The following is a 14,762-nucleotide window of genomic DNA, read 5'->3' as shown; positions in this document are numbered from 1 at the left end:
TGACGCGCGAGCCGGCAACCGAACCGTCGGCTATGCCTCAAGGAAAGCGCGGGAGAAACCCGGTTCGGTCACTTCGATCGTTCCATCCGGGAGCTTCAGAAAGCGCTCGATGGCGGTGCCGTAGGTTCGCATCCAGCCGTCGAGCATCGCAGCCGCGCCGTCGAGGTCGCCGGCCTCCTGTCGCTGCAAGGCCTTGTGCATCACTTTGGCGACACTCAGCCGCAGTTGCAGCAACATCAGGGCGGAAGCTTCCGGATCGGGCGCATCGAGCGTTCCGTCCGCGTGCCCACGCCGCAGCATTTCGGCGACCAGCGGTAGGCTGACGGCCATCAGCGCCTCGTCGATACGGTGATAGAGCGCGACATTTTCGGGCTTGAAGAGGGCGTTGAAGCTGTTCTTCAGCTGCGGCGCCATGTCGAGCTTCAGCCGCCGCGAGCCGGCGAAAAGCGCATTCAGCTGGCCGACTGCATCGAGCAACGGATCTTCGAAAAGCGGCTGCAATTCCTTCAGGTTCCGCTCAGCCAGGCGGGTCGCGACCGCCTCCAGCAAGGCCTCCTTCGAGACGAAATAGTGGTAGAAGGCACCCTTGGATAGATTGGCCTCGCGGATGACGTCGTTGACCGTCGTATTCTCGTAGCCGTGCAGAAAGAACAAGCGCTCGGCGCAATCGATCAACTCGTTCGATCGGACTTCCGGCGATTTCTTCGTTCTGACCATGAGCGCTCCCAGGACGGCGGCTTAGCACGGGTTTTCGGCGCGGTCCACGACGCTCCTGGAGGTCGAGGAAATCGGCAGCCTTGAAACAAACCGACCGTCGGTCTATTTATACAGAACGGATTGGAAGCGTTCAAGGAGCGTCTCGTGCGGCTCACTCGTTATGCAATCGGAGCGGCCGTTGTCGTTGCCGTCGGTGCGGCAAGCGCCTGGTATTTTCTTCGCCCGGTTCCCGTCTCCGTCATTTCGCCGAAACGCGGCGATGCAGCGGAGATCATCTATGCGGATGGCGTGGTGGAGCCGCGCACCTGGGCGAAAGTCACCCCGACGGTCGCCGAGCGCATCGTCGAGCAGTGCAATTGCGAGGGACAGCGTGTCGCCAAGGGTGACGTGCTCGCCCGCCTCGACGACACCGAGGCACGGGCGGCGCTTGGCGAACTACAGGCGCGGCTGACGCTGGCGCAGGAGGAATATCGGCGCAAGCTGGCGCTCGCCGAACGCAGCACGATCAGTGAACAGGAAGTCGACCGGGCGCGCAGCGAACTCGGCCAGCTCGAAGCGCTCGTCGCCGGCCGCCAGGCGCGGCTCGCGACCTATGTGCTGCGCGCACCGAGCGCCGGCCAGGTCCTCAGGCAGGACGGCGAGATCGGCGAGGTCGCGGATCTCGGCACGGTGCTCTTCTGGGTCGGAGAGCCGAAACCGCTGATCGTCACCGCCGACGTCAACGAAGAGGATATCCCGCGCGTCGAAGTCGGCCAGAAGGCGCTGCTCCGATCGGATGCCTTCCCCGACCGCAAGCTGGGAGCGACGGTCGACAGCATCACGCCCAAGGGTGATCCGGTAACGAAGACCTATCGCGTGCGCTTTCGGCTGCCCGACGACACGCCGCTTCGGATCGGCATGTCGACCGACGTCAACATCATCGTGCGGGTCGCCAATGGCGCCTTGATCATCCCGACCGTGGCGCTGGAAGGAGCGAAGGCCGCCATGATCGACGGCAATCGCGCACGGATCCGAGAACTGAAAACGGGCATCCGCGGCGCCGACGGCGTCGAAGTCCTCTCCGGCCTCAAAGACGACGCGCGCGTCGTCTCGCCCTTCCCGACCGGTCTTGCCGATGGCACGCGGGTGAAGGCCACCCCTTCGCCGGAGAAATGAGCCCGCCATGCGCCTCATCCTCGACATCGCACTGACGCACATCACCGGCCGAGGCCGACAGACGATCGTCGCGATGCTGGGCGTGGCGGTCGGCGTCGGCTTCTCCATCGCCATGGCAGCGCTGATGCAGGGCGGCCAGGACGACTTCGTTCGCCAGCTCGTCGACACGATGCCCCATGTGCAGGTGACCGACGAGCAACGCACGGCGCGCCGCCAGCCGGGGGAAGACCTGTTTAGTGCCGCGGCCATTTCCGGCCTCAGGCCACGCGACGACCGCCGCGGCATCATCAACCCAACGGCAGCGCTCTCCTGGCTCGACGGCTGGATCCCCGGCCGCTTTGCAGCCACCCTCAGGGCGCAGGGCGTCCTTCGCTATTCCGGTCAGGAGGTCGGCGCCGCCGTCATCGGCATCGATCCGCAGGCGGAGCCGCGGGTCTCGCCGATCATCGGAGATTTCAGGGCGGGCAGCTTCGCCGCCCTTGCCGCCGGCGGCAACAATGTGGTGATCGGCGATACCATGGCCTCCCGGCTCGGTGCCAAGATCGGCGACACGATCACCGCCGTCTCTTCGGAAGGGCTCAGCCGCCGCTTCAAGATCGTCGGCCTCTTCCACACCGGCACGACGGCGCGCGACGAGGGCGAGGCCTATGTGCTGCAGAAAAACGCCCAAATCCTCTCAGCCCGGCCCAACGCGATCAACGTGATCAACATCAAGCTCGACGATCCGAACGCCGCCCCGACCGTCGCCCGGCGTATCGAGGCGGAACTCGGCTACAAGGCGATCGCCTGGCAGGAGGCCAACGAGTCGATCCTCGAGGCGCTCGTCGTGCGCAACGTCATCATGTACACGGTCGTCGCTGCGATCATGCTGGTCGCCGGCTTCGGTATCTTCAACATCATCTCGACGATCACGCACGAGAAGGCGCGCGACATCGCCATCATGAAATCGCTCGGCTTCACCGAGACCGACATGCGCATCCTCTTCGTGCTCGAAGGCGTGGCGATCGCGACAGTCGGCACGCTTGTCGGCTGGGCGTTCGGCTTGGCAATGATCTATGGCCTTTCGCTCGTCCGCTTCGAGCTCGCCGCCACCGGCCAGGAGATGACCCGGCTACCGATCGCCTGGAGCATGTTGCACTATCTGATCGCCGCCGCTTTCGCGCTCGGATCGGCAGCGGTTGCCGGCTACCTGCCGGCGCGGCGCGCGGCCCGGGCAAATCCCGTCGATATCATCCGGGGCGCGACATGAGCACGCTGATCGAAACCAAGGATTTGACGCGGATCCTCAGGGAGACCGTACCTGTCACGCTGGTGAAGGACATATCGCTCACCATCGGCGAGCGGGAATTCGTCGCTGTCACCGGCCCCTCCGGTTCCGGCAAGTCGTCGCTTCTCTATCTGCTCGGCCTGCTCGACCGGCCGACGGGTGGCACGCTTATGATCCGCGGTCGCGACACGGAGCGAATGGACGAGAACGAACGAGCAGCCACGCGGCTCGCCAATATCGGATTCGTCTTCCAGTTCCACTTCCTGTTGCCCGAATTTACCGCCCGCGAGAACGTCGAAATTCCCATGCGCAAGCTCGGCCGCCTCGGCCGGAGCGAGATGCGTGGGAAGGCAAGCGAGCTGCTTGCGGCACTCGGGCTTGCCGATCACCTCGACAAGCGGCCCGATCAGCTCTCGGGCGGCCAGCGCCAGCGCGTGGCGGTCGCCCGTGCACTCGCCAACGACCCGCCGCTGATCCTCGCCGACGAACCGACCGGCAGTCTCGACAGCACGAGCTCCGAGCAGGTCTTCAGGATCCTGGAAACGCTGGTGCGCGAAGAGGGCAAGACCGTGGTCGCGGTCACTCATGACCTGGATATGGCCGCGCGCATGGACCGGCGCCTTCATCTCATCGATGGGCACCTGACCACGGAGACGATCAATGCCGCGCGCCAAGACGAAGGCGCAGCTCCGGAGGCCTGACGAACGAGGCCTCAGCCGAAGACGAGATCGCTTTCGGAGAGAACCGAGAGCGAGCTATCCTCGATCAGAATGCCTTCGGTTTCCGAGCCATTGAAGGAGACGAACACGCCATCGGCCGTGTCGCGCGCTGCGGCAAGGAAATCCGCATAGCTGTGAATACCCGTTGTGTCCTGGGCCTCGTGGGAAAAGGCGATGCGGTCACCCTGCCGGCCATCGAAATCGAGAATGCGATCGAGGCCCACCTCGCCGGAGGTTTCCGACGACCAGTAAAAGGTGTCCGCGCCGCGGCCACCCGTCAGCAAATCACTGCCGTTACCGCCGCTCAATAGGTCGTTCTCGGACCCTCCATCGAGGAAATCCGCCCCGTCGCCGCCGAAGAGCTGGTCGTTTTCCGACGCGCCCGTCAGCTTGTCATCCCCGCCGCGCCCCTCGAGGATATCGTTGCCGCTCGAGGCGTAAAAAGTGTCGTTGTCGTCGCCGCCGCGCAGTACGTCGTCGTAGCCCCCGCTCGAAACGTTGAAATATTCGATACCGGTGAACGTCAGGCCGGTATGGGTGACACCCCGTGCCGCGTCGAAGTCCATCGCCTCCGGCAGGCCGCCATAGTTGAGGTTCAGGAGGTCCCGGCCTTCACCGCCATCGACCTCGCCGACGTATCGGGCATTGATCGTGTCGTTGCCCGCGCCGCCGCGCAGGATCGACGCAACACCGAGGCTGCCACCGCCGGGGAAGGTGTCCTGCAGCCAGTCGTCTCCGGCGCCGCCATCCAGCACGTCGCTGCCGCCGGTATTGGCTAGCGTGTCCATTCCATCGCCGCCATAGGCCACATCGTCACCGGCGCCCGTGACGATCGAGTCGTTTCCGGCACCCCCGTGAATGTAATCATTGCCGTCTTCGCCATAGAGCGCGTCCCCTCCGGCGCCGCCCTCGAGGTGATCGTTTCCAGCGCCGGCCTCGACCACGAGATAGGTCAGATCGCCGGCGATCACCCGATCGTTGCCGCTGCCGAGCATGAGGCTCGCCTCCTCGATGCCGCTAATGACGGTGCCGGTCGAGGCCCGTCCGGCGGAGAAGTCGACCGTCAGGTCGCTCGTGCGCTGCGTTTCCTTGATCCATAACCAGTCCTGGCCCGCCCCACCGTCGATTTCTGCCGAATACAGCGTCGAGGTGATCTGATCGCGGCCGTCACCGCCAAACAGGCGATTGGCGCCGAGCCCGTCGATGATCGTATCGTCGCCGGCACCCGCGTCGATGAAGTCGTTGCCGCCGCCGGTCTGGATGACATCGGAAAGCGTACTCCCCAGGATCCGGTCGTTGCCGCTTCCCGTCGTCACTTCGATCTTTTCGATGCCGTCATAGGTGACGAAGATATGGCGCTCGCCCGATGTCTGATGACCGATGATGCCGTGGCCGTTTTGCAGGTTGAAGACGACGGGGGCTTTGGCGGCGACGAGATCGATAGCCAGCGTATCGGTGCCGCTGCCGCCGGAGACGGTGCTGCCGGTACCGATGAGAACGAAGCGGTCGTTGCCGGCGCCGCCATTGAGACGATCGTGACCGCCGCTGTTGGTGATGAGATCGTTTCCGCCACCGGCGTAGACGACATCGTTGCCGGCGCCCGTCGAGATGTTGTCGCCTGAGGCGGTGCCGGCGATCCGGTCGTCGCCGCTGCCGGCAAGCACCCGCAACCACTCGATATCGTGGAAGAAGACGTGGCGCCCGGCGAGCGCAGGATCTCCGACATAACCGTGGCCGGACCCGCCGTTGAACACCATGCGCTCGGAGGTTTGTGAGAAATCGACCACGAGACCATCATAGCCGGCCCCTCCGGTGACCGCACCGCCGGTCCCGTTCAGCACGATCTGGTCGTCGTCGGCACCGCCGTCGAGCCGATCGTAGCCGCTCGAGCTTATCAGGGTATCGCGCCCGCCGCCGCCGCTGACGAAATCATCGCCAGCGCCGCCGTCGATCGTGTCGGCGCCGAAAAGCCCCCAGATGCGGTCGCTTTCCGCGGTACCCTTCAAAACGTCGTTCCCATAGGAACCTACGATCCTCGCCATGCGATCACTCCCCTTCAAACAATTTTCAAGAATACTTTGCCACGGAAATATCGACACTTCTACGCGGACTGTATTTATATAAACGCGCAAAGCAATACCGAATAAATACTCGAAATACGGGCAATATAATTCGAGATTTATATTAGTTGTTTCGCGCGTATATTTTCATCGTCGGCGCCGTACGTCCCTCGGCACGAGAAACACGCGTGCGGGCTTTTCGGGAAGGCGGAGCCCAAGCCACGAGCCTCGATAGCCGGTCGCTTGCCGGACACGACGGCTTTGCCCGAAGTTCGGGTGGTGGCCTAAGGGAGGTGCCGGCCTATCCCTGCACCGGCGCGGCTGCCCAGCGCCTGGTCGCCTCCGCTGCACCGTCAAAGCTTGCCTCGAAGGCTGCGGAAGCAAGCACAGCGCGAATGTGGAGCGTTTCGCCGCCGACATTTGCAAACCCGTGCCAACGCAATTTCGGCACGATCAGCGATTGATTGCTGGTGAGGATGAAACGTTCGTCGTCGATCCACATTTCCGCCTGCCCCGCCACCACCGTCAGCACCTCTTCGACGGGATGGCTATGGGTGGGCGCGCCGGCGCCGGGCGCGATCCATTGTTCGAACAGGCACAATCCGGAAGCGCCATTGAGCGCGGAGATGAGCATGCGGGTCTCAACCCCCAGGCGCCACATCTCGATCGGCCAGTCTTCATGCGCGACAGCTCCCATGACGTGCTCCCCGCCGATGAAATCCGGCCAGCAGTTTATCAGGTTGAGCCAATCGACACGACCGATCCCGCTGTATGAAGCGCTCAAGGGCACTTGATGCCTCGCCTTACGATAGCTGGGCAAAAGCAAGGGGCGGCGCGGAACGCCACCCCTCCCTGAGAGACTACGGTATGAAGACCGCCTACGGTCAGTTGATGACCTGGACCACCGTTCTCGACTGCGGCTCGACGATCACGCGGTGCTCGTTTACGACCGCATAGGCGTAGCGCGGATTATCGGGTACGGGCGTCAGGACGACGGCTTGCGGGATGGGTTTACCGATCACCACCTGCTCCTGCACGACAACCGAAGGCGGTGCGGGTTGCTGTTCGACATAGGTGATGACTTCCGGCGGCGGCGGCGTCAGCGCTCCACCGAGCGCGCCACCGACCACGGCACCCACACCGGCACCGATCGGCCCGCCGACGACGGCACCCGCCGTCGCGCCGCCAACGATACCTGCGGCCGTGCCGGCTTTCTGGTTGGCATCCTCAGCAAATGCGGATCCTGCCATCAAAGAAACAACAGCCGCGGCGATTATAAGCTTCTTCATGATCTAGTCCTTTCGTTTGATCACCACATCAACGAAAGGAATAATAATTTGTTCCGAATCCACGCTAATTTCAGCGCATCACGCTTGATAAATTTCATTAACAATCAATATATGATCGACATCAACGCCATGCAAATCCACGACGTATCGACCAATACCGATTCTATACTACAAAGAACGGAGATTCACCCTCTATGTGACTAAGAGCGCACTTCGTGCACTCACGGCAAACCCATCTGCCCCCGCCACGCTTTCTGCCCGCACCACCATTAGTCCCGGGGCAACCGGCCAAGAAGCAGTTTGTTCCCTTCCCTGTTGCCGCAGCGTACGCATTTCAGCGCCGGCCCGATGGAATTGAGAGAGACGCCCCATCCGCGCCTGTTTGCAACAAGCCGGCGATCGATCCGCCCCCGGTGGCGGCATTTCCCGCATTTCGCCACGAGCACGTACCATTCCGGCAAGAGTTCCAGGGTCGCCCCGTCATCGGCGGCGTCTTCGCGCGGCATCAGGTCGATGCTTCGACGATGCCTCATGTTCATTCCTCTCGAAGCTTCGACTCGCTTCGCCCGTCATCCAGCTGCCGGGCCTTGAGCGGCCCGCTCCTTCGTCAGCGTGCGGAACCGTCGAGCCGAAGCGAAAGCTGGACACCGCCACGCTTCAGCCGCGGCAACGGCGGCGCCATGTCGATGCGGCCGAAGGTGCGCTTGCGCCATTCGGCCTCGCGTTCCCGCTTCTTTCGGGCGGCCGCAACGGCGGCCATGGCGCGTTCGATCACTTCTTCCGTGTGGGTCATGGTCTCCATCCGACTCATGGGAACCTCCGCTTTGTTCTTGTTATGTTCTTATTTTAGCGTTCCAATGTCAACTCCCCTCATGAGCCCGGACGAATCGCTCTTGCCGTATCGAGGCTTTCTGCGTCGCTCGGCGCCGGGCGCAGGGTCTGATCGGCCGAAGCCAAGGCGACGATAGGCAAAAGAGCGGCTTTTTCGGCCACCCGATTTTCCTTGTTTTCCAGCGGCCGGCGACCGGTCCTCAGCGCCGCCTCATTAACCTTCGCATTGCCGAATTAACCATTTGTTAACCATTTGATCGATACACCGAAGCAACGGAAAATTTACCAAGATGAATGATGTGTTAACCGAATCCCGGCCGATCCGCCTCAAGGGGCGATCCTTCCTTGCGCTAGCGCTGACCCCCGAGCTTCCGCTCGAGGATTGGCTCACCCGCCTCGACCATCTCGCCTCCCGATCCGCCGGTTTCTTCCTGCGGCGCCCGGTCGTGCTTGATGTCGACGGCCTTGATATCGACCGGTCGCAACTGCGCGAACTCGTCGACCAGCTCGGCAAGCGCAATGTGCGCATCATGGGCATCGAAGGCGCGCGCCAGTCTCTGCTCGGCGCTGACCTTCCTCCCGCGATGACCGACGGTCGCCCGGCGGCGGACTACGAAGCCAAGATGGCGGAACAGGCCGAAAAGAGCGAGACGCCGGAAGCGGAAGCAGCCGCGGAAACCGTGATCACGGCAGAACCGCTTGCCACCAAGGCGACGCCGTCGATCGTCGTCACCCAGCCGGTGCGCTCCGGCCAGTCGCTGTTCTTCCCCGAAGGGGACGTGACGATCATCGGCTCGGTCGCCTCGGGCGCCGAAGTCGTCGCCGGCGGCTCGATCCACATTTACGGCGCGCTGCGCGGCCGGGCGATGGCCGGCACCACGGGCAATGCTTCGGCGCGGATCTTCTGCCGCAAGCTCGAAGCGGAACTGATTGCGATCGACGGCTTCTACAAGACGGCCGACGACATGGAGCAGAACCTGCGTGGCAAGGCCGTGCAGATCTGGCTCGACGGCGAAGAGCTGAAGGCGGGAACGCTCGGTTAGGCCGAGGCAAGGAAAGGTGTGGATGCTTGCCATCCGCATCTGGTGATTCAGGTCGATCCGGCCGGGGTCACGAGGACGTAGGCGAAGGCGAATTCTTAGATACTTGGAGAGACGAATGGGCAAGGTAGTCGTAGTTACATCGGGCAAGGGCGGCGTCGGCAAGACGACGTCCAGCGCCGCACTGGGCGCCGCACTCGCTCAGAACGGCGAGAAAGTCGTCGTCGTGGACTTTGACGTCGGTCTGCGCAATCTCGACCTCGTCATGGGCGCGGAACGCCGCGTCGTCTATGACCTGGTCAACGTGATCCAGGGCGAGGCCAAGCTGTCGCAGGCGCTGATCCGCGACAAGCGCTTGGAAACGCTCTATCTGCTGCCGGCCTCCCAGACCCGCGACAAGGACAACCTGACGCCGGAAGGTGTCGAGAAGGTCATCGCCGCCCTTCAGAGCGCCTTCGACTGGGTCATCTGCGATAGCCCCGCCGGCATCGAGCGCGGCGCGACGCTGGCCATGCGCCATGCCGACACCGCGATTGTCGTGACCAATCCGGAAGTCTCGTCGGTGCGCGATTCCGATCGCATCATCGGCCTGCTCGATTCCAAGACGCTCAAGGCGGAAAACGGCGAGCGCATGGAAAAGCACCTGCTGCTCACCCGCTACGACCCGGTACGCGCCGAGCGCGGCGACATGCTGAAGGTCGACGACGTGCTCGAAATCCTGTCGATCCCGCTGATGGGCATCATCCCGGAAAGCGCCGACGTGCTGCGCGCGTCCAACGTCGGCTCGCCGGTCACGCTGGCCGACACCCGCTCGGCCCCGGCGCTCGCCTATTTCGAGGCGGCTCGCCGACTGAAGGGCGAGGCCCTGCCGATCAACATCCCCGGCGAGAAGCGCAGCTTCCTCGGCAAGATCTTCGGAAGGAAAGCGGCATGAACCTTTTCCGTTTCTTCTCCCGCACACAGTCAGCGCCGGCGGCCCGCGAACGGCTGCAGGTACTGCTCGCCCATGAGCGCGCATCCGCCGGCGATAGCGATCTCGTCACCAAACTGCGCGACGAAATCCTCCAGGCGATCTCCAAGCACATGCAGATCGACGACGACAAGGTCCGCGTAACGATGGAGCGCGGTCCCCAGGTCTCGACGCTCGCCGTCGATATCGAGATCCCCTTCGACGCAAAGAAGGCGGCCTAAGGGCCGCCAACTTGTTTGGGAAGCAACGTTCCTCTCGGCCGACTTCCTGTTTTCAGATACGGCAGCATCCAGCGGGTACTGCCGTATTTTTTGTCTGAGATCAGTACTCCGGGGCGACACCGAAGACGAACCCCACCTTGTCGCCCGTCATGTTGAAATACTGGTGATCGAACCCCGCCGGAATATAGAAGCCATCGCGCGGGTTGAGCTCGAACCAGACCTGGCCTTCGGCATCGGGCACATGGATGTTCAAGATACCCGACACCACGTAGAGGCATTCGTCACCCTTGTGGCGCTCCATGCCGGTGCGTTTTCCCGAAAGCAGCGTCGTCTTGCCGACGGTGAGCTGATCGGTCGCGCAATAGAGGCCAGTATAGGCGCCCTGCGTTTGCCGATCGAGGCTTAAGAGCAGATCGGCATCGCGCATCGGATGGATTGTCCTGGCCTTCCGCTGGGCGTCGGCGTCCATCGGCCAGCGACCGATGAACTCGCTCTGGCCATAGCGCGATTGCTCGATCTCGATATAGGGCTTGGTGCGCGCATAGGGGCCTGACGTGCCCTTGGCCGGCGGCGGCGCGAAGAATTCCAGCACGCGGACCTGCTCGTTGCCAAGGTTGAAACCGTGGTGCCAGGTGTCCTTGCGGAAGAACAGCGCCTCGCCTTCCTTCGCGACGCAGAATTCACCCGTCTCGGGGTTGGCAAGGCCGAGTGTACCACTCAGCACGTAGAGAACCTCGTCCGCCCCGAAGATCGTGCGGAAGGCCTCCGTATGCTTGAAGCAGCCGCCGGGCTGCATGCCGAAGACAATCTGGTGAATGCTTTCCGTCGAGGCGTAGATCCAGTCGTCGACGAGACCGGCATTTTCCTCGCCCCAGAGATGCCGCGTGACGCCGGCATAGGGGATGTGGCTAGGACGATCGAAGACAGGACGGGGAGACGGCTTGTATCCCATCGGAAAACTCCTTGGTTCTGGGCGCGAAGCGGCGCGCCGATGTGGGGGATGTCAGCGCGCGAAACGCGCTATTTCGGCGGCGCTTGCGCGTGCGTCCGCTCCAAAAGCCGGGCGGTGACGGCGCGCTTCATCTCGGGGTCGAGGTGCATGACGTTGAAGACTTCCGCAAGCCACATGCCCTCGACCGCCAGTCGCGTGATCGTCGCCTCGACAGGGTCGAGGCCGTCATTTTCGACGGATGCCTGGCAGCGGATGTTCTGCTGGCGCACGATCTCCAGAAGGTCGGGGAAGTTCGACAGCGCCGCGGTGATGCTGGCACCGAGGCGGTCGTACTGATCGCCGGTGCTTGTGGCCTCGCCGAGCGTGGCGCGCACATAGGCGCGTGTATAGCGGCCATGCGGGTCCTCGTCCTCGGTTTCGAGGCCGGAGAGACCGGTCTCAAAACGGTAGACGAAACGTTCGACCATCGCCCGCACCAGCGCGTCTTTGCTGGCGAAATGGTAGAGGATGCCGCCCTTGCTGAGGCCGGTCTGCTCCGCCACTTCGTCGAAGGTGAGGGACGACACGCCCTTGCCGACGACGATCGCTTCGGCGGCGGTGAGGATACGGTCACGTGCGGTTTCGCGTTTTGCCATGTCGATACAACTCAAGTGTGTGAAACGTGTCCTGCTATAGCCCCGAACTCTCGCGCAGGCGACCGACGATCTCGGCCATCAGCGCCAGATCCTGACGCGAATCCGAGAGTGTCGTCTTCGGCTTGGTGCCGTTGACGAGATGATCGTGGAAGGCGCGCAGCTCCAGGGCGAAGGGGTCGGTGTAATCAGGGCCGAAGGTGCGCGTTTCGGTCTCGGTGTCGGTGCTGTCGATCACTTCGAGCGCAGTCGGCAGGTTGCGGATATAGGGCGTGTCGTAGCTGACGCGCAGCTGCCGGCGATCGGAAAGCACCTCTATTCGGGCATCGAAACGGGCGACGTTGTCGATCATGGCTTCGTAGATCGCGGTGAAGTGGCCGTAGTCGAACAGAGCGACAATGGATTCGCCGTTGCATTTGTGATGCGCAGCAATGACCCGCTTCGGCAGGCCGATCAGTTCGCGCATCGCCGAAAGGCTGTGCGACGAAAGCCCTGTCAGCACCTGATAGGCACGCATCAGATCGGCGGGCGCATCCTCGCCAACCACCTGCTTCAAAAGCGCCGTCGTCTGGGCGCGCGATTCCGCCAGGAACGCCTGGTCGAGATCCGTGGGGTAGAAGATATTGCGGGTCTGGCGGATGAAGAAGGGACCTTCGCAGATGATGTCGCGGACGCGGACGTAACGCACATCGCTCTCAGCCGGCATCATCGCCTTGGCGCGCAGGAAGCTTGGCGAATAGCGGCGCATATAGGCGACGAAGAGGAGCCGGTCCGTGGCGTCGGCCAGCGGCGCGACCGCGTCGATTTCGCCGAGCGTCAGGCAGGCGGGCTTTTCCAGGAAGACGTGTTTCTTCGCCTTCAGCGCCATAGCCAGATAGAAGCTGTGCGTCTGGTCCGGCGTCAGGATGAAGACGGCATCGATATCAGGCGCGGAGACGAGCGCTTCCGCGGTTTCATACGTCTTCGCCCCCGGATAACGGGCCGAACAATAGGCCGTCAGGCTCGGCGACACGTCATAGACGCCGGCGATTTCGAACAGATGGCGATGATCGGCCAGGATCGGCAGATGCATGAGCTGGCTGACTTCGCCAAGCCCGATCAAACCAACACGAACGACACGCATGTGAGTACCCTTTCCGCCTCGAATGGAGGCCATTTCAACCCTTGACCGCACCGGCCGTCAGGCCGGAGACGATATGTTTCTGGAATATCAGCGCGAGAATGATCAGCGGCACCGTGACGATGGTCGAGGCGGCCATGATCGCCCCATAGGGGAATTCGTAGCGGCTCGACCCGGAGATCAGCGCGATCGCCACCGGCACGGTGCGGTTCTCGTCGGTGAGGATGAAGGTCAGCGCGAACATGAACTCGTTCCACGAAGCGATGAAGGCAAGCAGCCCGGTCGAGATCAGCGCCGGCCCCATCATCGGCAGGAAGATGCAGCGCACGATCCGCAGCGGCGAGCAACCGTCCATGATCGCCGCCTCCTCGATCTGTTTCGGCAGGTCGCGCATGAAGGTCGTCAGCACCCAGATGTTGAAGGGCAGCGTGAAGATCATATAGGCGAAAATCAGAGAGCCGATCGTGTTGTAGAGCCCGAGCCAGCGGATCATCTCGAAGAGGCCGGAGAGCAACGCGATCTGCGGAAACATCGAAACGGCCAGCACGAGCAGCATGATCGGCGAGCGGCCACGGAAATCGATGCGGCCGAGCGCGTAGGCCGCACCGACCGCCAGCATCAGCGACAGCGCCACGACCGAGAAGGCGACGATCAGCGAATTGAGCAGCGAGCGCAGGAAGACGCCGTCCGAAAGGATCGCCGCGTAATTGTTGAACTTCAGGTCGGGCAAGAAGGTCACGTCGAAGATCGCTTGGCCCGACTTCATCGACGAGGCGATCATCCAGTAGAACGGGAACAGCGTATAGAGCGCGACGATCCCGAAGAGGGAGTAGATCGCTATTCTGTGCAGGCGTTTGCCGGTGTTGCTCCTGACCATGTCAAACTCCCATGAGGCGGCGCTTGAGACGGAAGACAGTGACGTAGATGGCGGTCACCAGCGCGATCATCAGGAAGACGGCGGTGCTGGCGGCCGAGCCGACGCCCATGTCCTGGAAGTTGACGAGCACTTCGCGGGCGTAGATCGAGACCGTCTTGGTGTCGTCGCTGTTGGAGGAGAGCACATAGCTCAGGTCGAACATGCGCAGCGCGTCGAGCAGGCGGAAGAGCACAGCGACCGCGATGCTGGGGGCAAGCAGCGGCAGGGTCAGTGAGGTGAACTGCTTCCATGCCGGCACGCCATCGATCGACGCTGCCTCGTAGATGCCGCGCGGCAGCATCGACAGCCCCGCGAGAACGAGGAGCACCATGAAGGGCGTGGTGATCCAGACGTCGACGGCGATGATCACGGGCATCACCAGCGCCGAATTGGCAGTCCACGCAACCCCACTTTCAATCACGCCGGCAAGCTTCAAAACGTGGTTCACGATGCCGAACTGGTCGTGCAGCATCCATTGCCACATGCGCGCGCTGACGACGACCGGGATCGACCAGGGGATCAGGATAATCGCTCGCATCATGCCGCGCCCGGCAATATGGGAATTGAGGAGCAGCGCGATCGTCAGGCCAAGTACCGTCTCGATCGAAACGGAAATGACGGTGAAATAGAGCGTGTTGCGCACCGACTGCCACCAGAGCGGATCCTCGAACAGCGCATAGTAGTTGTCGAAGCCGACATAGCTATAGAAGTCCGGCTCGGTGAGCAGGGCGTCGGTGAAGGAAAAGAGGAAGGTGCGGCCGAGCGGCCAGAGCGCCACACCGGTCAGGACGAGCAGGCTTGGCGCGAGAAAGAGCCAGGCGGTGCGAACCCGCGCCTGCCGCAGTCCTGTTGATCGTGAACCCGCCATCATGG

The 14,762-nt window shown here is 62.9% G+C and carries 17 protein-coding genes; 6 read left to right on the top strand and 11 right to left on the bottom strand.

All coding sequences use genetic code 11. The features are described 5' to 3' along the window. Window positions 1-30: 30 nt before the first annotated feature. Window positions 31-717 carry a TetR/AcrR family transcriptional regulator gene (locus IB279_RS15415; RefSeq protein ID WP_113187159.1) on the bottom strand — a complete coding sequence of 229 codons (687 nt, stop codon included), beginning with the start codon at window positions 715-717 and terminating at the stop codon, window positions 31-33. 144 nt (window positions 718-861) lie between these two features. On the opposite strand from IB279_RS15415, the gene IB279_RS15410 reads away from it, so the two are divergent. Genes IB279_RS15410 through IB279_RS15400 form a run of 3 tightly spaced genes read left to right on the top strand, consistent with a single transcriptional unit; the run spans window position 862 to window position 3,840 of the window. Continuing rightward, window positions 862-1,872, top strand: coding sequence for an efflux RND transporter periplasmic adaptor subunit (locus IB279_RS15410; protein ID WP_113187174.1), 1,011 nt, complete (start codon window positions 862-864; stop codon window positions 1,870-1,872). Window positions 1,873-1,879: 7 nt separating this feature from the next. Beyond that, window positions 1,880-3,121 carry an ABC transporter permease gene (locus tag IB279_RS15405; RefSeq protein ID WP_113187160.1) on the top strand — a complete coding sequence of 414 codons (1,242 nt, stop codon included), beginning with the start codon at window positions 1,880-1,882 and terminating at the stop codon, window positions 3,119-3,121. Further along, window positions 3,118-3,840, top strand: a complete 723-nt coding sequence (locus IB279_RS15400; RefSeq protein ID WP_060521876.1) for an ABC transporter ATP-binding protein — start codon at window positions 3,118-3,120, stop codon at window positions 3,838-3,840. Before IB279_RS15405 ends, IB279_RS15400 begins: the two co-directional genes overlap by 4 nt. Window positions 3,841-3,851: 11 nt before the next feature. Here the strand turns inward: IB279_RS15400 and IB279_RS15395 are convergent, their stop codons facing one another. The 5 genes from IB279_RS15395 to IB279_RS37675 form a co-directional block, all read right to left on the bottom strand. Continuing rightward, the gene (locus IB279_RS15395) at window positions 3,852-5,900 is read right to left on the bottom strand and encodes a calcium-binding protein (protein WP_113187161.1); all 2,049 of its coding nucleotides are present in this window, start codon (window positions 5,898-5,900) and stop codon (window positions 3,852-3,854) included. Window positions 5,901-6,219: 319 nt separating this feature from the next. Beyond that, entirely contained in the window at window positions 6,220-6,615 is a 396-nt protein-coding gene (locus IB279_RS15390; protein ID WP_244546757.1) for a cupin domain-containing protein, read from the bottom strand. 187 nt (window positions 6,616-6,802) lie between these two features. After that, window positions 6,803-7,207, bottom strand: a complete 405-nt coding sequence (locus IB279_RS15385; protein WP_060521874.1) for a DUF1236 domain-containing protein — start codon at window positions 7,205-7,207, stop codon at window positions 6,803-6,805. 607 nt (window positions 7,208-7,814) lie between these two features. Beyond that, window positions 7,815-8,000 (bottom strand): hypothetical protein, encoded by a 186-nt coding sequence (locus tag IB279_RS15380; RefSeq protein ID WP_034798488.1) that lies wholly within the window; start codon window positions 7,998-8,000, stop codon window positions 7,815-7,817. A 77-nt stretch (window positions 8,001-8,077) separates the two neighbouring features. Beyond that, window positions 8,078-8,200: a hypothetical protein gene (locus IB279_RS37675; RefSeq protein WP_255381169.1), complete on the bottom strand. Its 123-nt coding sequence runs from the start codon at window positions 8,198-8,200 to the stop codon at window positions 8,078-8,080. 128 nt (window positions 8,201-8,328) lie between these two features. Between IB279_RS37675 and minC the strand changes: the two genes are divergently transcribed. The 3 genes from minC (at window position 8,329) to minE (ending at window position 10,269) form a co-directional block, all read left to right on the top strand. Next, window positions 8,329-9,081, top strand: a complete 753-nt coding sequence (gene minC / locus IB279_RS15375) for a septum site-determining protein MinC (RefSeq protein WP_060521873.1) — start codon at window positions 8,329-8,331, stop codon at window positions 9,079-9,081. A 115-nt stretch (window positions 9,082-9,196) separates the two neighbouring features. Beyond that, entirely contained in the window at window positions 9,197-10,012 is an 816-nt protein-coding gene (gene minD / locus IB279_RS15370; RefSeq protein ID WP_113187162.1) for a septum site-determining protein MinD, read from the top strand. Next, on the top strand, window positions 10,009-10,269 hold the full coding sequence (gene minE / locus IB279_RS15365) for a cell division topological specificity factor MinE (RefSeq protein WP_034798387.1): 261 nt from the start codon (window positions 10,009-10,011) through the stop codon (window positions 10,267-10,269). Before minD ends, minE begins: the two co-directional genes overlap by 4 nt. Window positions 10,270-10,369: 100 nt before the next feature. Here the strand turns inward: minE and IB279_RS15360 are convergent, their stop codons facing one another. The 5 genes from IB279_RS15360 to IB279_RS15340 all read right to left on the bottom strand — a co-directional run bounded on the left by IB279_RS15360 (window position 10,370) and on the right by IB279_RS15340 (window position 14,760). Next, the gene (locus tag IB279_RS15360) at window positions 10,370-11,221 is read right to left on the bottom strand and encodes a cupin domain-containing protein (RefSeq protein ID WP_192339327.1); all 852 of its coding nucleotides are present in this window, start codon (window positions 11,219-11,221) and stop codon (window positions 10,370-10,372) included. A 68-nt stretch (window positions 11,222-11,289) separates the two neighbouring features. Next, entirely contained in the window at window positions 11,290-11,856 is a 567-nt protein-coding gene (locus IB279_RS15355) for a TetR/AcrR family transcriptional regulator (protein ID WP_043618747.1), read from the bottom strand. Between the two features lie 34 nt (window positions 11,857-11,890). After that, on the bottom strand, window positions 11,891-12,976 hold the full coding sequence (locus IB279_RS15350) for a Gfo/Idh/MocA family protein (RefSeq protein ID WP_060521871.1): 1,086 nt from the start codon (window positions 12,974-12,976) through the stop codon (window positions 11,891-11,893). Between the two features lie 34 nt (window positions 12,977-13,010). Beyond that, window positions 13,011-13,850: a carbohydrate ABC transporter permease gene (locus IB279_RS15345; RefSeq protein WP_060521870.1), complete on the bottom strand. Its 840-nt coding sequence runs from the start codon at window positions 13,848-13,850 to the stop codon at window positions 13,011-13,013. A 1-nt stretch (window position 13,851) separates the two neighbouring features. Further along, complete coding sequence (locus IB279_RS15340) at window positions 13,852-14,760, bottom strand: carbohydrate ABC transporter permease (RefSeq protein WP_246801952.1); 909 nt, start codon at window positions 14,758-14,760, stop codon at window positions 13,852-13,854. Window positions 14,761-14,762: the final 2 nt, after the last annotated feature.

Origin of the sequence: Ensifer sp. ENS06 (genome assembly GCF_014852205.1) — a bacterium.
Taxonomy (GTDB): domain Bacteria; phylum Pseudomonadota; class Alphaproteobacteria; order Rhizobiales; family Rhizobiaceae; genus Ensifer; species Ensifer adhaerens.
This window is presented reverse-complemented; position numbering and strand designations above follow the sequence as displayed.

What these genes read in the sequence shown, in the direction of transcription:
- IB279_RS15415 (WP_113187159.1), bottom strand. Translation starts at nt 717, where the DNA reads ATGGTCAGAACGAAGAAATCGCCGGAAGTCCGATCGAACGAGTTGATC.
- IB279_RS15405 (WP_113187160.1), top strand. Translation starts at nt 1,880, where the DNA reads ATGCGCCTCATCCTCGACATCGCACTGACGCACATCACCGGCCGAGGC.
- IB279_RS15400 (WP_060521876.1), top strand. Translation starts at nt 3,118, where the DNA reads ATGAGCACGCTGATCGAAACCAAGGATTTGACGCGGATCCTCAGGGAG.
- IB279_RS15395 (WP_113187161.1), bottom strand. Translation starts at nt 5,900, where the DNA reads ATGGCGAGGATCGTAGGTTCCTATGGGAACGACGTTTTGAAGGGTACC.
- IB279_RS15390 (WP_244546757.1), bottom strand. Translation starts at nt 6,615, where the DNA reads ATGGGAGCTGTCGCGCATGAAGACTGGCCGATCGAGATGTGGCGCCTG.
- IB279_RS15385 (WP_060521874.1), bottom strand. Translation starts at nt 7,207, where the DNA reads ATGAAGAAGCTTATAATCGCCGCGGCTGTTGTTTCTTTGATGGCAGGA.
- IB279_RS15380 (WP_034798488.1), bottom strand. Translation starts at nt 8,000, where the DNA reads ATGACCCACACGGAAGAAGTGATCGAACGCGCCATGGCCGCCGTTGCG.
- minC (WP_060521873.1), top strand. Translation starts at nt 8,329, where the DNA reads ATGAATGATGTGTTAACCGAATCCCGGCCGATCCGCCTCAAGGGGCGA.
- minD (WP_113187162.1), top strand. Translation starts at nt 9,197, where the DNA reads ATGGGCAAGGTAGTCGTAGTTACATCGGGCAAGGGCGGCGTCGGCAAG.
- minE (WP_034798387.1), top strand. Translation starts at nt 10,009, where the DNA reads ATGAACCTTTTCCGTTTCTTCTCCCGCACACAGTCAGCGCCGGCGGCC.
- IB279_RS15360 (WP_192339327.1), bottom strand. Translation starts at nt 11,221, where the DNA reads ATGGGATACAAGCCGTCTCCCCGTCCTGTCTTCGATCGTCCTAGCCAC.
- IB279_RS15355 (WP_043618747.1), bottom strand. Translation starts at nt 11,856, where the DNA reads ATGGCAAAACGCGAAACCGCACGTGACCGTATCCTCACCGCCGCCGAA.
- IB279_RS15350 (WP_060521871.1), bottom strand. Translation starts at nt 12,976, where the DNA reads ATGCGTGTCGTTCGTGTTGGTTTGATCGGGCTTGGCGAAGTCAGCCAG.
- IB279_RS15345 (WP_060521870.1), bottom strand. Translation starts at nt 13,850, where the DNA reads ATGGTCAGGAGCAACACCGGCAAACGCCTGCACAGAATAGCGATCTAC.
- IB279_RS15340 (WP_246801952.1), bottom strand. Translation starts at nt 14,760, where the DNA reads ATGATGGCGGGTTCACGATCAACAGGACTGCGGCAGGCGCGGGTTCGC.